This window comes from Bradyrhizobium sp. USDA 336 (assembly GCF_044908355.1).
Lineage (GTDB): Bacteria > Pseudomonadota > Alphaproteobacteria > Rhizobiales > Xanthobacteraceae > Bradyrhizobium > Bradyrhizobium yuanmingense.
Window position 1 is genome coordinate 6,020,893 of record NZ_JBIYDC010000002.1, and the last position, 15,353, is coordinate 6,036,245.

At 64.5% G+C, this 15,353-nt stretch carries 12 protein-coding genes; 7 read left to right on the forward strand and 5 right to left on the reverse strand.

From position 1 onward, the window contains the following. Positions 1 to 44: 44 nt before the first annotated feature. Positions 45 to 1,367, reverse strand: a complete 1,323-nt coding sequence (locus ABIA45_RS29225) for an ActS/PrrB/RegB family redox-sensitive histidine kinase (protein WP_404654545.1) — start codon at positions 1,365 to 1,367, stop codon at positions 45 to 47. Between the two features lie 119 nt (positions 1,368 to 1,486). Here ABIA45_RS29225 and ABIA45_RS29230 point away from each other — a divergent pair, with 119 nt between their 5' ends. From ABIA45_RS29230 to ABIA45_RS29245, 4 genes are all read left to right on the forward strand, one after another. Beyond that, entirely contained in the window at positions 1,487 to 2,290 is an 804-nt protein-coding gene (locus ABIA45_RS29230) for an ABC transporter ATP-binding protein (RefSeq protein WP_404654546.1), read from the forward strand. A gap of 229 nt (positions 2,291 to 2,519) precedes the next feature. Next, positions 2,520 to 3,338: an ABC transporter permease gene (locus tag ABIA45_RS29235; RefSeq protein WP_404545203.1), complete on the forward strand. Its 819-nt coding sequence runs from the start codon at positions 2,520 to 2,522 to the stop codon at positions 3,336 to 3,338. Between the two features lie 121 nt (positions 3,339 to 3,459). Next, entirely contained in the window at positions 3,460 to 4,788 is a 1,329-nt protein-coding gene (locus tag ABIA45_RS29240) for a polyhydroxyalkanoate depolymerase (RefSeq protein WP_025033269.1), read from the forward strand. A gap of 217 nt (positions 4,789 to 5,005) precedes the next feature. After that, the gene (locus ABIA45_RS29245) at positions 5,006 to 5,845 is read left to right on the forward strand and encodes a M48 family metallopeptidase (protein ID WP_036023974.1); all 840 of its coding nucleotides are present in this window, start codon (positions 5,006 to 5,008) and stop codon (positions 5,843 to 5,845) included. 342 nt (positions 5,846 to 6,187) lie between these two features. Here the strand turns inward: ABIA45_RS29245 and ABIA45_RS29250 are convergent, their stop codons facing one another. Then, a complete protein-coding gene (locus ABIA45_RS29250; RefSeq protein WP_404654547.1) occupies positions 6,188 to 8,398 on the reverse strand; it encodes a transglycosylase domain-containing protein in 2,211 nt (736 codons plus the stop codon). A gap of 170 nt (positions 8,399 to 8,568) precedes the next feature. On the opposite strand from ABIA45_RS29250, the gene ABIA45_RS29255 reads away from it, so the two are divergent. After that, on the forward strand, positions 8,569 to 8,994 hold the full coding sequence (locus ABIA45_RS29255) for a DUF1330 domain-containing protein (RefSeq protein WP_404654548.1): 426 nt from the start codon (positions 8,569 to 8,571) through the stop codon (positions 8,992 to 8,994). Positions 8,995 to 9,162: 168 nt separating this feature from the next. On the opposite strand, the gene ABIA45_RS29260 is transcribed toward ABIA45_RS29255, so the two are convergent. Together ABIA45_RS29260 and ABIA45_RS29265 are read right to left on the reverse strand one after the other, a co-directional pair. Next, positions 9,163 to 10,386, reverse strand: coding sequence for an ABC transporter substrate-binding protein (locus tag ABIA45_RS29260; RefSeq protein ID WP_157285338.1), 1,224 nt, complete (start codon positions 10,384 to 10,386; stop codon positions 9,163 to 9,165). 134 nt (positions 10,387 to 10,520) lie between these two features. Continuing rightward, positions 10,521 to 10,937: a DUF1304 domain-containing protein gene (locus ABIA45_RS29265; protein WP_404654549.1), complete on the reverse strand. Its 417-nt coding sequence runs from the start codon at positions 10,935 to 10,937 to the stop codon at positions 10,521 to 10,523. A 38-nt stretch (positions 10,938 to 10,975) separates the two neighbouring features. Between ABIA45_RS29265 and ABIA45_RS29270 the strand changes: the two genes are divergently transcribed. Continuing rightward, a complete protein-coding gene (locus tag ABIA45_RS29270) occupies positions 10,976 to 11,506 on the forward strand; it encodes a methylated-DNA--[protein]-cysteine S-methyltransferase (RefSeq protein ID WP_271541690.1) in 531 nt (176 codons plus the stop codon). A 162-nt stretch (positions 11,507 to 11,668) separates the two neighbouring features. Here ABIA45_RS29270 and ABIA45_RS29275 read toward each other — a convergent pair whose 3' ends face one another. Next, positions 11,669 to 14,458: a [protein-PII] uridylyltransferase gene (locus ABIA45_RS29275; protein ID WP_157285340.1), complete on the reverse strand. Its 2,790-nt coding sequence runs from the start codon at positions 14,456 to 14,458 to the stop codon at positions 11,669 to 11,671. Positions 14,459 to 14,702: 244 nt separating this feature from the next. Between ABIA45_RS29275 and ABIA45_RS29280 the strand changes: the two genes are divergently transcribed. Beyond that, complete coding sequence (locus ABIA45_RS29280) at positions 14,703 to 15,212, forward strand: OsmC family protein (RefSeq protein WP_404654550.1); 510 nt, start codon at positions 14,703 to 14,705, stop codon at positions 15,210 to 15,212. Positions 15,213 to 15,353: the final 141 nt, after the last annotated feature.

Genomic DNA, 15,353 nt, shown 5'->3' on the forward strand with positions numbered 1-15,353 from the left:
CGGCAAATGGTCGACCCGCCCTTTTGTGCGACGCAAGGTCGCGGCTATCCTATTGTTTCTTCGAGCGTCTCGATAGCCTCAAAACGCTGTCGCGGCCATGTGATCTGAACCACCGCACCATGGTCCGGAAAGATCCGGTTGGTAAACGAGACCTTGGCGCCGGTGCGCTCCAGCAAGGTGCGCGCGATGAACACGCCGAGGCCGAGGCCACGCCGTTCGCCGCCGCCATCATCCTGGGGCCGTCGCCGCGACAGATAGGGCTCGCCGATCCGGTTGAGGATATCGGGTGGAATGCCCGGTCCGTCGTCGGAGATCACGAGTTCGATATGGTCCTGGTTCCACCAAGCGTTCACCTCGACGGTGGTACGGGCGAAATCGACCGCGTTCTCGACGATGTTGCCGATGCCGTAGAGGATCGCAGGATTGCGCGAGCCGACCGGCTCGGTCGCCGCGGCCACGGCGATCCGCACCTTGATGTCGACGCCGAAATCGCGGTGCGGGGCCACCACCTCCTCCATCAGCTCCGACAGCTTCATGCGATCGAACGGGGCCCCGGTGGGGGAGAGCTGGGTGATCTTGCTGAGGATGTCGCGGCAGCGCTGGGTCTGCTCGCGCAAGGTCTTCAGGTCGGCGGCAATGGTTGGCTCCTTCACCGTCTTTTCCAGCTCGCGCGAGATCAGGAAGATCGTCGCGAGCGGCGTGCCGAGCTCGTGTGCGGCCGCGGCGGCAAGGCCATCGAGCTGGGTCAGGTGCTGCTCGCGCGTCAGCACCAGCTCGGTTGCGGCCAGCGCGTCCGCAAGCTTGCGCGCCTCCTCGGTCACCTGGAACGAGTAGAGGCTGGTGACGCCGATCGCGAGCGCAATCGAAAGCCAGACCCCGACGAGATAGACCGGCGGCAGCACCAGGGGATCCTCGGAATCCCACGGCAGCGGAAAATGGAAGAAGAACAGGACGGACGCGCAGGCCACCGCGAGCAGGCCGAGGCCGAAGGTGAAACGGGCCGGCAGCGCCGTGGCCGAGATCAGCACGGGCGCGAGGAACAGGAACGAGAACGGGTTCTGCAGTCCGCCGGTGAAGAACAACAGGCCGGCCAGCTCGACGATGTTCAGCGCGAGCAGGCCGGCCGCCTGCATCGGCTCCAGCCGCTGCATCGGATTGGCCGCGGTCTGGAGTGCGAGGTTGAGCGCCGCCGAGAGCGCGATGATGCTGACGCAGGGAATGATCTCGACGTTGAACTCCAGCCCCTGGGCCACGATGAAGATCGCGGCGAGCTGCCCCAGCACCGCCAGCCAGCGCAGCCGCAGGATCGTGTCCAGCCGGATATGCCGCTGCGCGTGATGGAAGTCGGAATCGGCAGTTTTGGTCATATCGGCCAATGTGGCGGCGCCTTCCAAGGTCACGAACGCCGGGCTGGCGGAACCGCCCGGTGAGGAGCCCTTACATCGAGCCTTGCGCTCGCCGATGCAATAGCAGAAGAACGGCCAGCATGACCGAGAATGGCAAGGCTTCAAGTCGGCCGACTGTCGCGGATCGAGATTCGTCCGCGGCAATTGCGGTCGATCACCTCGTCAAGGTCTACAAGCAGACCCGCGCCGTCGACGACATCTCCTTTTTGCTGCCGCGCGGCAGCATCACCGGGCTGCTCGGCGGCAACGGCGCCGGCAAGACCACGACCATCGCGATGATCATGGGCTTGGTGCTGCCGACCTCCGGCCGCGTGCAGGTGCTCGGTCACGAGATGCCGGACGAGAGTGCCTCCGTGCTGGGGCGGATGAATTTCGAAAGCCCCTATGTCGACATGCCGATGCGGCTCACGGTGCGGCAGAACCTCACCGTGTTCGGCAAGCTCTATGCGGTCAAGAACCTCACTGAGCGCATTGCGAGGCTCGCCGCCGACCTCGACCTCGGCGATTTCATCGACCGCGCCAACGGCAAGCTCTCCGCCGGGCAGAAGACCCGCGTTGCGCTGGCGAAGGCGCTGATCAATCAGCCCGAGCTGCTGCTCCTGGACGAGCCGACCGCCTCGCTCGACCCCGATACCGCCGATTGGGTGCGGGCGCATCTGGAGCGGTATCGCCGGGACAACAACGCCACCATTCTCCTCGCCTCGCACAACATGCTCGAGGTCGAGCGGCTCTGCGACCGCGTCATCATCATGAAGCGCGGCCGCATCGAGGACGACGATACGCCCGAGGCGATCATGGCCCGCTACAACCGCACCACGCTGGAGGAGGTGTTTCTGGACGTCGCCCGCGGCCGGGCGAACGGGGCGAAGGAGGCGGTGCGGTGAGGGGGAGTTGTAGAGCCCTGGATAGGGTCCCGTCATTCCGGGGCGCGCGGAGCGCGAGCCCGGAATCCATAACCACAGGCGGCAGCTGTGAGGCGAGACTGGTAACTCCGAGTCTTCGCCAAATGCAATCCTGTGGTTATGGATACTCAGATGCGCAATTGCGCATCATAGCCCGCGACTATGTTGCGTCCCGGGATGACACTTTCCATCCCAGCTATGGGCTGACCCGATGACCGAGCTCTCCCTCCACCGCGGCATCTCGCTCCACCGCATCGGCGCGATGATCCTGCGCTATTGGTATCTGCTGCTGTCGTCCTGGCCGCGGCTGCTCGAGCTGCTCTATTGGCCGGCGCTGCAGGTCATCACCTGGGGCTTTCTCCAGTATTACATCGCCGAGAACGCCAATTTCTTCGCGCGCGCCGGCGGCACGCTGATCGGCGCCGTCATCCTCTGGGACATCCTGTTCCGCGGCCAGCTCGGCTTCTCGATCTCGTTCCTGGAGGAGATGTGGGCGCGCAACCTCGGCAATCTCATGATGAGCCCCTTGAGGCCGATCGAGTTTCTGCTGGCGCTGATGGTCATGAGCCTGATCCGGCTTGCGATCGGCATCATTCCGATGACCCTGCTCGCGCTGTTCCTGTTTCACTTCAACATCTATGCCCTCGGCCTGCCGCTGATCGCGTTCTTCTGCAATCTGATCTTCACGAGCTGGTCGGTCGGCATCTTCGTCTCGGGCCTCGTGGTGCGTAACGGCCTCGGCGCCGAGAGCATCGTCTGGACCTTGATGTTCGCTATCCTGCCGCTTGCTTGCGTCTACTATCCCGTCAGCGTGTTGCCGGTCTGGCTGCAATACGTCGCCTGGGCGTTGCCGCCGACCTATGCCTTCGAGGGAATGCGCGCGCTGCTGATCGAGCAGACCTTCAGGAGCGATTTGATGCTGGAGGCGTTGCTCATCAACGCCGTCCTTTTGGTTGCATCTTTTGGGGCATTCCTTGCCCTTTTGCGCAGCGCAAAGCGGCACGGCTCGCTGCTGTCGGGCGGCGAATAAAGTCACTTTCCCGTGGATTCATGCTGATTTGGCGGTTTCCGGCACGTAGATGTACGGAACCATGCATTGACGCAATATTACGCATTCGGCAGTATGCTGCGATGCGAAGAGGAATATGACAATGCCTATTGGTGAGTTCGGCGGCGCACCGCCCCTGGCGGCAGAAGGCAGTCCGGTCCTGACGACGCCGATGTACTGGATGTACGAGATGGCGCACGCCTCTCTCAATCCGGCGCGTGCGGTCACCGACGCGACCAAGCTGCTGTTTCAGAACCCCCTCAATCCCTGGTCGCGCACCGAGGTCGGCAAGTCGGTCGCCGCGGCTTGCGAATTGTTCGAGCGCACCACGCGCCGCTACGGCAAGCCGGAATGGGGTCTCAACGACACCGAGGTCAACGGCATCCGCGTCCCCGTCGAGATCCGCTCGGTCTGGGAAAAGCCGTTCTGCAAGCTGCTCTACTTCGACCGCAAGTTCGCCCGTCCGCTGCGCAGCCCGCAGCCGCGCGTGCTGATCGTGGCGCCGATGTCCGGCCATTATGCGACGCTCCTGCGCGGCACGGTCGAAGCCTTCCTGCCGGCGCATGAGGTCTACATCACCGACTGGGCCGATGCCCGCATGGTGCCCTTGAGCGAGGGCCGCTTCGATCTTGATGATTACATCGACTATGTCATCGAGATGCTGCATGTGCTCGGCGGCAACACTCACGTGATGGCGGTGTGCCAGCCCTCCGTGCCCGTCGTCGCGGCGGTCTCGATCATGGAAGCGCGGCGCGATCCGTTCGTGCCGACCTCGATGACGCTGATGGGCGGCCCGATCGACACCCGTCGCAATCCGACCGCGGTGAACAACCTCGCCCAGGAACGCGGCATCGACTGGTTCCGCAACCACGTCATCACAAAGGTGCCGTTCCCGCATCCGGGCATGATGCGCGACGTCTATCCAGGATTCTTGCAGCTCAACGGCTTCATCAGCATGAATCTCGACCGGCACATGGATGCCCACAAGCAGCTGTTTGCCCATTTGGTGAAGGGCGACGGCGATCTCGCCGACAAGCATCGCGACTTCTACGACGAATATCTCGCGGTGATGGATCTGTCGGCCGAGTATTACCTGCAGACCGTCGACACCGTGTTCGTGAAGCACTCGTTGCCGAAGGGCGAGATGACCCATCGCGGAACCCGCGTCGATCCTTCCAAGGTCAAGCGCGTCGCGCTGATGACGGTCGAAGGCGAGAACGACGACATCTCCGGTCTCGGTCAGACCGAGGCGACGCACACATTGTGCAGCGCGATTCCCGATCATCGCCGCGTTCATTACGTCCAGAAGGGCGTCGGACATTACGGCGTGTTCAACGGATCGCGTTTCAAGTCGGAGATCGTGCCGCGGATTCACGACTTCATGGTTTCGGCGGCGAATCCTGCTTCGTTGCAGGCGCTTGCGGCTGAATAAGCGCGAATTTCGGCTTTCCCGCCGAAATTTCAGCCCCTGCCAGGGACTCCGGCAGGGGTAAGTTCCCGCTAGATTCGCGGTATTTAGGTAGCTTTATAGGAGTGAGTCTACCCTCACCCCTTGGGGGTGTCGCATGCGTGCAGCGGGGGCGAAAAAACCCGGTTCCAACCCCAGTCTATAGGGTCTCCCGGACGCCTGACCGCTGTATATTGGGCAAATGATTTGTTTTTGCGCCGAGCGCTTTCCCTGGCGGCGGTTATGGCAGAATCCGGGCGCTCTCCTGCCCCCCGGACTGACAGACATGGCCACCCGCGCACTCCTTTATCGTCGGCCCCACGAACCGAAGACCCTCGTCATCACCCACGGATCGCAATTCTTTGCGATTCGGCTGCGCCGGCACCGCCGCGCGCGCCGCTACACGCTCAGAATTCATCCGAGCGACCGCGAAGCCATCCTCACCATGCCGCCGCGCGGCACCCTCGCCGAAGCAAAGGACTTCGCACAGCGTCACGGTGCGTGGATTGCCGCGCGCCTCGGCCGCTTGCCGAAGGCCGCACCGTTCCAGCCGGGCACGGTGATACCGCTGCGCGGCACGCCGCATCGCATCGTTCATCGCGCCGGTACCCGCGGCACGGTGTGGACCGAGGTGCGCGACAGCGGTGAGCGCATTCTCTGCGTCGCCGGCGGCCTCGAGCATGTCGACCGCCGCGTCAGCGATTTCCTCAAGCGCGAGGCGCGCCGCGACCTGCAGCGCTCGGCGGAGGTCTACGCGGCCGAGCTCGGCGTCAGGGTCAAGCGCCTCTCGATCCGCGATCAGTCCAGCCGCTGGGGCTCCTGCACCTCGGCCGGCTCGCTGTCGTTCTCCTGGCGCCTGATCCTCGCCCCGCCCTTCGTGCTCGACTACCTCGCCGCGCACGAGGTCGCTCATCTCGTCGAGATGAACCACTCGCCGCGCTTCTGGCGCGTCTGCGGCAAGGTCTGCCCGTCGATGGAGCGCGCCAAGAAGTGGCTCGACACGTACGGGAATGATCTGCACCGGTACGGTGTGGAGGATTAGTTCCTCGCAGATCAGGCCGCGCTGCCAGCCCAGCAAACGCTGTCATCGCCCGCCTTGTGCGCACTTGCGCACTGGGGCGGGCGATCCAGTAAGCCGCAGCAGCCGTTATGAATCTCGATGCCGCGGAGTACTGGATTCCCCGCCTTCGCGGGGAATGACAGGAGAGGGTGGGCAGGCATCACCGCTCCATTCTCGCCACACTTCGCGACGATTGCGCCGCTTGCCTGATTAATCCCGGCGCATCAACCGCTTCACAGCATCCAGCGTGCGTCTCGCCGGACGTCGCATTCTACTGTGCATGGGGTTGTTTTCGCAGTTTTGTTTGGAGGCCCTTCGCAAGGCCTACCGGTTTCCGCCAAACAGCCGGTCCATCAGCCAGCCATCGAGCCCGGCTGCCGCCTCGGGGCGCACATTGGCGCGCGTCGGAGGGGGCGGGCGATAGCCGCCGGCGTTCGGTTGTGCCGGTGCGGCAGGTGTCGGCGGCGACACCTGCGAGGCTGCCTGCGCGAGGTTCGACAGGCCCCAGCCGCCCGGTGCGCTCGGCAGGTTCGCCACCGGCACGCCCTCATGCGCAGCCTTCATGAAGCGCGACCAGACTTCCACCGGCAGGCCGCCGCCTGTCGCCTTCTTGGTCGGCGAGTTGTCGTCATTGCCGAGCCAGACGCCGGTGACGAGGCTCGCGGTGTAGCCGATGAACCAGGCATCGCGATAATCCTGGCTGGTGCCGGTCTTGCCAGCCGCCGGCCAGCCCGGGATCTCCGCCTTCTTGGCGGTGCCCGATATCAGCGTCTCCCGCATCATCGCGTTCATCATGCCGACATAGCGGGGGTCGACGACCTGATTGCGCTCTTCGGGTTGACGCATGTAGAGGAGCTTGCCGCCGGCCGTCCTGATTCGCGTGACGACATGCGGCGCCACCGCGAGGCCGCCATTGGCGAACGGTGCATAGGCGCCGACCAGCTCGACAACCGAGACTTCGGACGTGCCGAGCGCGATCGAGGCGTTCGGCTCGAGCTTGGAGGAGATGCCGAGCCGGTGCGCGGTGCGCACCACGTTCTTCGGCCCGACCTCGAGGCCAAGACGGATGGCCACCGTGTTGAGCGACATCGCCAGCGCCTGCGTCAGCGTCACCGCGCCGAAATATTCATGGGTGTAGTTCTCAGGACGCCAGCCCTTGACCTCGATCGGCGCGTCCTGGCGCATGGTGTCGGGCGTCAGCCCCTGCTCGAGTGCGGTCAGGTACACGAATGGCTTGAACGAGGAGCCCGGCTGGCGCTTGGCCGTGACCGCGCGATTGTACTGGCTGTCGGAATAGTTCCGCCCACCCACCATGGCGCGCACGGCGCCGTCGGGCGTCATGGCGACCAGCGCGCCCTGGCTGACGTTGAACTTCACGCTCTTGGCCGCGAGCTCGTCGATGATGGCGGCTTCGGCGACGCTCTGCAGCTTCGGATCGATCGTGGTCTCGACCTTGATGCTCTCGTCGATCTGCCCGACCAGATCGTCCAGCACCTCGCCGATCCAGTCGGCGACGTAGTTCACCGTGCCGGCGCCGGCCGGCTTCACGTTGTAGGAGGGATGGCCGATCGAGGCCTTCGCCTGCGCGTCGGTGATGAACTTCGCATCCGCCATCGCCGCGAGCACGATTTGCGCCCGCGCTTCGGCGCCTTCGGGGTTGCGGTTCGGGGCGAGGCGGGACGGCGACTTGACGAGGCCGGCCAGCATCGCGGCTTCCGCGACCGTCACGTTCTTGGCCGACTTGCCGAAATATTTCTGCGCCGCCGCCTCGACGCCGTAGGCGCCGGAGCCGAAATAGACCCGGTTCAGATAAAGCTCCAGGATCTCGTCCTTGGAATGCTTGCGCTCCAGCCAGATCGCGAGCTCCACCTCCTGCAGCTTGCGCTGAATGGTGCGCTCCTGGGTCAGGAACAGGTTCTTCGCGAGCTGCTGAGTCAAGGTCGAGCCGCCCTGCGAGACGCCGCGATGAAGCACGTTGGTGACGAGGGCGCGCAGGATGCCAACCGGGTCGATGCCGAAATGCGAATAGAAGCGGCGATCCTCGATCGCGATGAACGCCTTGGGCAAATACGGCGGCAGATCCTTCAGCGCGACATTGGCGCCGGCCATCTCGCCGCGCTGCGCCAGAATGCTGCCATCGATGCCGACGATCTGGATCGTCGGCGGGCGCTTCGGGATCTCCAGCGACTGGATCGGCGGCAGATGCGCGCCGACATAGATCACGACGCCAATCACCGCGATGACGCCCCACAGGCTCAGCACCGCGCCCCAATAGACCAGGCGGCCGAGACCGAACCCGCCCCGCGACTTCGCTCGTCGCTTGGCGCCGCTGCGGCTGTCTGATGCTTTGCGCTCGCGTGGCGCCTCGGTGCCGGCATCCTCGCTCTTGCGCTTGGCGGATGCTTTCGCAGATTTCTTCGGCTTGTCGTCGCCGCCGGGAACGCGGTCTGCTGGGGTGAGGCGCAGATCGGCGAGCGCCGCGGGCAAGCCGAACAGCGGCTCCTTCCGCGCACCCTTTTTCTTTCCCCACGCCATACGCAAAACGCCCGGTCAGCCCGCCCCGCCGAGACGCTAGCGGTCGCTGTTTAAGGCCGGGTTACCCCGGCGTTAACGCGCGATTAGGAGATGCGGCATTCGCCGGCCGCAGTTCCGCTTCCGGGGCGGCAAGGCTAGGATCGCTCGCATCAATAAGAAGAGGGAGCGCCATGGGCCATATCGATCCGACCAAGGAGATCTTCGCGCAATTCCGGGAGAACGATCGCCCGGGCCCGATCCACATGCTCAACCTGGTCCGCCTGCGCAAGGAGGCGGCCTATCCCGACGGCCGCAAGGCCAGCGGCGCGGAAGCCTATGCGGCCTATGGCCGCGAAAGCGGCCCGGTGTTCGAACGGCTCGGCGGCCGCATCGTCTGGCAGGGCAAATTCGAGCTGATGCTGATCGGCCCGCAGGAGGAACGCTGGGACCATTGCTTCATCGCCGAATATCCAAGCGTCGCCGCCTTCGTCGAGATGATCCGCGACCCCGTCTATCGCGAGACGGTGAAGCACCGCCAGGCCGCGGTGGAGGATTCGCGGCTGATCCGGCACGCCGTGCTGCCGGTCGGGAAGAACTTTGGGGAGATACCGACCTGAACGCCATGTAGGAGGCTCTCTCGATCGTCATGGCCGGGCTTGACCCGGCCATCCACGGCTTCCTTGACGCCCCAAGAACGTGGATGCCCGGGTCTTCGCCTCGCCGAAGCGGCTCCGGCCGCGCAGGCGGGACAAGCCCGGGCATGACGTCGCAGAGGCAGATGCGTTCTAGCCCGACGGGCCGGTGTCCTCGATGATCGGTCCGAACAGCTCCCAGCGCTCGCCGTTGAACTTCATCATCTGCATCTGCTTGTTGACGCGGTAGTCGTTCGGCCCGGTGTTGATCTTGATGCCGGGCAGCGCCAGGCTCGGCGTGTAGCCCTTGATATTGGCGGCCTGCTTCATGATGTTCGCACGCGTCAGATCGTCGCCGCATTGCTTCAAGACCTGCACCAAGAGCTCGGCGACCGAATAGGCGTAGGTGTTGATGGTGTTGAGCTTGTCACCTTCCGGGAAATACTTGTCCATGAAAGCGAAGAAAGCCTTCACGCCGGGGTCGTCCTTCCACTGCGGGTCGCTCGGCTCCTTGCCGTAATTGGTCGAGATGATGCCCTTGGAGATGTCGAGGCCTGCCGGCTTCAGCGTCGCCGAAATCGGGCTCGCGTTGATGTCGAGGATGTGCACCGGCGTCCAGCCGAGATCGGCAAGCTTCTTGATCGCCTGCGCCGCGAATTTCGGCGTCGAGGCGTTATAGAACAGGTCGACGCCCATCGACTTCAGCTTCACCACCTGCGAGTCGACGGTGGGGTCGGTCACCTCATACGACACCTCGCCGACGATCATGTTGGCCTTGTCGCCGAGGCCGCTCTTGAGGCCGGCAAGATAGTCGCGGCCCATGTCGTCGTTCTGGTAGAGCACGCCGATCTTGGCGTTGGGGTGATTGGCGAGAATGTATTTTGCGTAGATCCGCCCCTCGGACACATAGTTGGGATTGTAAGCGATGGTCCAGGGATAGTTCTGCGGATCGTTGAAGCGCGCGGCGCCGGTCGAGGCCAGCAGCTGAGGTACCTTCTTGCCGTTGAGGTACTTCTGCACGGCGGCGTTCGCGGCTGTGCCGATCAGCTGAAAGGTGAACAGGACCTCATCGCCCTCGACCAGCTTGCGCACCTGCTCGACGGTCTTCGGCGGCGAATAGGCGTCGTCATACTGGATCAGGTTGATCTTGCGGCCGTTGATGCCGCCCTGATCGTTGATCATCCTGAAGTATGCGGCCTGGGTCTTGCCGATATTGGCGTAGACCGAATAGGCGCCGGAGAACGGCACGGTCTGGCCAATCTTGATCTCGGTGTCGCTTGCGCCGGTGTCGTATTTCTTCTGGGCGAGGGCCTGGCTGGTCGAGACTGCGACGGCGAGCGCCGCCGTGGCAGCTAAGAAGGCTCTGCGATTGTTCATATTGGAACGTTCCTCCTGACGGAATTATCGGCCGATGGTCTTTCTCCGTTAATTGCAACGGTCGCCATCGCTGCCGAAGATTGTGGAGGAAGCTTCGCCGCAGCGCAAGGATCGCGGCGTTGTGCCGTAGCGTCTCAGGCGAGAAACATCGCAATCAGCGCGATTGCCGCAGGCAGCGCCTGCACGATCAGAATCCGCGTGCTGACGGTCGCCGCGCCATAGGCGCCGGCCACGATCACGCAGAGCAGGAAGAACACCTTGATCTGGAACGCGAAGGCCGGGTTGCCGTGGAACAGGCCCCAGACCAGGCCGGCCGCGAGGAAGCCGTTATAGAGGCCCTGATTGGCGGCCAGCACCCTGGTGATCTCGGCCTTCTCGGGCGAATTCCGAAACACCTTCAGGCCCAGCGGCTTGTCCCAGAGAAACATCTCCAGGACGAGGAAGAAGACGTGCAGCGCGGCGACCAGCGCCACCAGGACATTGGCGATCAGAATCAAGGTGAGCTCCCCCAAAGCATCAGCTTTTCGGGTGGACGTTAGCACGGCCGCCATGGCAAGTGCGATCGATGTGTTTCGATTGCTGTGCCGCAATGTCCGCTCGATCAACCAAGGTGCCTGAACGCTTCGGCCTCGATCGCCTGACGACGCCGATCGGGATTGCGCTGCTCGTCACCGACGCCGAGGGCAAGCTGCGCGCGCTCGACTGGGAAGACTATGAGCACCGCATGCGCGAGCTGCTGCGCCTGCACTATGGCGCGGTGGATCTGCGTGATCAGCCTGCGCCGTCGGACATGCGGACCGCACTGTCGCGCTATTTCGACGGTGATCTCGGTCAGCTCCAGAGCATCGCATGGCGTATCGCCGGCACGCCGTTCCAGCAAAAAGTCTGGACCGCGCTCGCGCAGATCCCCGCCGGCACCACGATGAGTTACGGCGCGCTCGCCGCGAAGATCGACATGCCCAGGGCGATCCGCGCCGTCGGCCATGCCAACGGCTCAAATCCGATCAGTGTGGTGCTCCCCTGCCATCGCCTGATCGGCGCGGACGGTTCGCTGGTGAAGTATGGTGGTGGCCTCGAGCGCAAGCGTTGGCTGCTGCGGCACGAGGGAGTGGAGGTTTAGGTCTTTCAATTCGTCATTCCGCGGCGCGCGTAGCGCGAACCCGGAATCTATTTATCCGCGTCACTAGTGCCCGATGGATTCCGGGTTCGCCGCTGCGCGGCGCCCCGGAATGACGAGTGGAGAGAGATGCGCCTCCGAATGAAGATAGGCGAGACCGTCCGTTCACGCCGCCGGCTGCACCGCCTTGTCGCCGGCCATCACATGGGTCAGCGCGCTCTTGATCGCGGCCTGGCGCGTCGGCGCGTTGATCTGCGCGCCCAGCAGGTCGGTGACGTAGAACACGTCGCGCGCGCGCTCGCCGAAAGTCGCGACATGGGCCGAGGCGATGTTGAGATTGAGCTTGGAGATCGCGGTGGTCAGCTCGTAGAGCAGGCCGGGCCGGTCGAGCCCGGAGACCTCGATCACGGTGTAGCGATCGGACCATTGGTTGTTGATCGTCACCTCTGGTTCGATCACGAACGGCTTTGCCTTGCTGCGCACGGTGCGCCGCGCCACCACTTCCGGCAGGCGCAGCTTGCCCTCCAGCACGTCCTCGATCATCTCGCCGATGCGCGTGGCGCGCCGTCCCTCGTCCTCGTCGCGGTCGTATTCGCGCGAGATCGAGATGGTGTCGAGCGCGCGGCCGTCGGTCGTGGTGTAGATCTGGGCGTCGACGATGTTGGCGCCGGCCGAGGCGCAGGCGCCGGCGATGATCGACAGCAGCCAGGGATGGTCGGCGGCGAAGATCGTCAGCTCGGTGACGCCGCGCACCTCGTCGAAACCGACATTGATCGCGAGCTTGTGGCCGGCCTGCTCGCTGGAGCGGACGAAGCGGGCGTGGCGGATCTTGCGCGGCAGCTCGACCTTGAGCCAGTAGGCCGGATAGTGCCGGCCGATATAGGCGTCGAGCTCGTCGTTCGGCCATTCGGCGAAAGCCATGCGGAATTCGGCGTGCGCAGCGGCGAGGCGCTTGCCGCGGTCGACCTCCGAGAAGCCGCCGGTCAGCACCGGCTCGGTCTCGTAATATAGCGAGCGCAAGAGCTGCGCCTTCCAGCCGTTCCACACGCCCGGCCCGACGCCGCGGATGTCGGCGGTGGTCAGGATGGTCAAGAGCTTCATCTGCTCGACCGACTGCACCACGGCAGCGAAATTCTCGATGGTCTTGCGATCGGAGAGGTCGCGCGACTGCGCGACCGTGGACATCGTCAGGTGCTCCTCGATCAGCCAAGCCACGAGCTCGGTATCGGCCGGGCTGAAGCCGAGCCGCGGGCAGAGCCGCCGCGCCACCTTGGCGCCGGCGATGGAGTGGTCCTCGGGACGGCCCTTGGCGACGTCGTGCAGCAGCGTTGCGATGTAGATCACCGCGCGGTGCTCGGGCCGGATCTTGCGGAACAGGTCGCTCGCCAGCGCGAACTCCTCGATGCCCCCGCGCTCGATGTCCTGCAGGAAGCCGATGCAGCGGATCAGGTGCTCGTCGACGGTGTAGTGATGATACATGTTGAATTGCATCATCGAGACGATCTTGCCGAAGGCGCGGATGAAGTGACCGAGCACGCCGGTCTCGTTCATCCGCCGCAGCACGATCTCGGCATTGTCCGAGGTCAGGATCTCCATGAACAGCCGGTTGGCCTCGGGATTTTCGCGCAAGCCCGCGTTGATCAGGCCGAGCGAGCGCGTCACGTCGCGCATCGCATCCGGATGGAAGGCGAGGTTGTTCTTCTGCGCGAGGCGGAAGATGCGGATCAGATTGACCGGGTCGTGCTTGAACACGTCGGGCGCGGCGACGTTGATGCGGTTGTTGTCGACGATGAAGTCGTCGCTGTCGGGGACGCGCCGCTTCACGGTGCTCGGTCGCAGCCGCGCCATCACCCGGCTCAGCACCGGCGCGGGCTTGGCCTGCTGGTCCTCGAGCTTGGCGCAGAGGATGGCGGTGAGATTGCCGACTTCCTTGGCGACCAGGAAGTAGTGCTTCATGAAGCGCTCGACGTCCTGCATGCCCGGATGCGAGGTGTAGCCGAGACGGATCGCGATCTCGCGCTGGAGATCGAAGGAGAGGCGCTCCTCGGCGCGGCCAGAGTAGAAGTGCAGATTGCAGCGCACCGACCAGAGGAAGTCGGCGCAGCGGCGGAAGGTGCGATATTCCTGCGCATCGAACACGCCGCGCCCGACCAGCTCGTGGGTGTCGCGGACGCGGTAGACGTATTTGGCGATCCAGAACAGTGTGTGCAGGTCGCGCAAGGCCCCCTTGCCGTCCTTGACGTTGGGCTCGACCAGATAACGCGACTGGCCGCCGCGGCGGTGGCGCTCCTCGCGCTCGGCGAGCTTTGCGGTGACGAATTCGGACGCGGTGCCCTGCACCACTTCCTTGTCGAAGCGCTCGACCAGCTCGTCATAGAGCGGCTTGTCGCCGGTGAGGAACCGCGTCTCCAGGATCGCGGTGCGGATCGTCATGTCGCCGCGCGCCTGCCGGATCGATTCGTCGACCGATCGCGTGGCGTGACCGACCTTCAAGCCCATGTCCCAGAGGCAATAGAGGATCGCTTCGGCGACCTGCTCGCCCCAGGCGGTCTGCTTGTAGGGCAGGATGAAGAGCAGATCGATGTCCGATTCCGGCGCCATCAGGCCGCGGCCGTAGCCGCCAGTCGCCACCACCGCCATGCGCTCGGCCCCGCTCGGGATCGGCGAGCGGTAGAGATGGCGCGTCGCGGCCGAATACAGGATGCGGATGATCTCGTCCTGCACGTGGCACAGCCGCTCGGCGCAGCGGCGGCCGTGGCGGTCCTTCAGAAGGATCGCCTGGGCGGCGGCGCGCGCCGCGATCAGCTCCGCCTTGAGCAATAGCGCCATCGCCGTGCGGAACGCGTCCTCGCGCCCCTCGTGCTTCTCGGCAAGGGCATCGACCGCGGCGGTGATCCGCGCGGTATCGAAGCGCTCGTCCACCTGTGGCTTCTGCTCAGTCGCGACGCTGTCCATGTCTCACCGGATATAAGAGGTGACAGGCGCTGTCACGAGACATTCGCAAGGGGACGACCGGCGAGTTTCGCCACGCAGATGGATCGGCTTCGATACCGGTATCGGCGCCTGGGGTAACGTCATGAATGTACTCAGATTTTTCTTTTTGGATCCCGGCTGGTCATGACTGCCTCTACCAATCATGGGCTGACACCAAACCAATCGCCCTCTATACCGCTCGTCGATATCCCCGGGAGAGAACGAGATGGACGCTGCAGAGCTGCGCCAGATGCAGGCCCCGATCAAGGAGCGCTACAAGACCGATCCCAAGGCTGCGCTGATCACGCTGAAGGCCAAGGGCTCCACCGATAGCGACGGCATCGCCTGCAAGGTCGAGACCGGCCGCGCCATCGCAACGGCCGGCCTCCACCCCGCCACCGGCGGTTCCGGCCTCGAGCTCTGCTCCGGCGACATGCTGCTCGAAGCCCTGGTCGCCTGTGCCGGCGTCACGCTGAAATCGGTCGCGACCGCGATCGAGGTGCCCTTGAAGACCGGCAACGTCTACGCCGAGGGCGATCTCGATTTCCGCGGCACGCTCGGCGTCGACAAGGAGACCCCGGTCGGTTTCGCCGAGATCCGTCTCCGCTTCGAGGTCGACACCGACGCCGCCCAGGACAAGCTCGACCTGCTGCTCAAGCTCACCGAGCGCTATTGCGTGGTCTACCAGACCATCAAGAACGGCCCGAAGGTTTCGGTGTCGATGCAAAGGATGTAAGACGCAGGCCGTCATCCCACCGATTGGTGTCGTCCCGGGGCGCGCCGCTTGGCGCGAGCCCGGGACCCATAATCCCCGGCCGTCGGGATTTCGGACGGTCGTTGCTCCAGCTCTCAAACATGTCGGCCTGTGGTTATGGAT

Bases quoted from the DNA above. Each gene is read 5' to 3' on its own strand.
- ABIA45_RS29225 (WP_404654545.1), bottom strand. From the start codon at position 1,367: ATGACCAAAACTGCCGATTCCGACTTCCATCACGCGCAGCGGCATATC.
- ABIA45_RS29230 (WP_404654546.1), top strand. From the start codon at position 1,487: ATGACCGAGAATGGCAAGGCTTCAAGTCGGCCGACTGTCGCGGATCGA.
- ABIA45_RS29235 (WP_404545203.1), top strand. From the start codon at position 2,520: ATGACCGAGCTCTCCCTCCACCGCGGCATCTCGCTCCACCGCATCGGC.
- ABIA45_RS29240 (WP_025033269.1), top strand. From the start codon at position 3,460: ATGCCTATTGGTGAGTTCGGCGGCGCACCGCCCCTGGCGGCAGAAGGC.
- ABIA45_RS29245 (WP_036023974.1), top strand. From the start codon at position 5,006: ATGATTTGTTTTTGCGCCGAGCGCTTTCCCTGGCGGCGGTTATGGCAG.
- ABIA45_RS29250 (WP_404654547.1), bottom strand. From the start codon at position 8,398: ATGGCGTGGGGAAAGAAAAAGGGTGCGCGGAAGGAGCCGCTGTTCGGC.
- ABIA45_RS29255 (WP_404654548.1), top strand. From the start codon at position 8,569: ATGGGCCATATCGATCCGACCAAGGAGATCTTCGCGCAATTCCGGGAG.
- ABIA45_RS29260 (WP_157285338.1), bottom strand. From the start codon at position 10,386: ATGAACAATCGCAGAGCCTTCTTAGCTGCCACGGCGGCGCTCGCCGTC.
- ABIA45_RS29265 (WP_404654549.1), bottom strand. From the start codon at position 10,937: ATGGCGGCCGTGCTAACGTCCACCCGAAAAGCTGATGCTTTGGGGGAG.
- ABIA45_RS29270 (WP_271541690.1), top strand. From the start codon at position 10,976: ATGTCCGCTCGATCAACCAAGGTGCCTGAACGCTTCGGCCTCGATCGC.
- ABIA45_RS29275 (WP_157285340.1), bottom strand. From the start codon at position 14,458: ATGGACAGCGTCGCGACTGAGCAGAAGCCACAGGTGGACGAGCGCTTC.
- ABIA45_RS29280 (WP_404654550.1), top strand. From the start codon at position 14,703: ATGGACGCTGCAGAGCTGCGCCAGATGCAGGCCCCGATCAAGGAGCGC.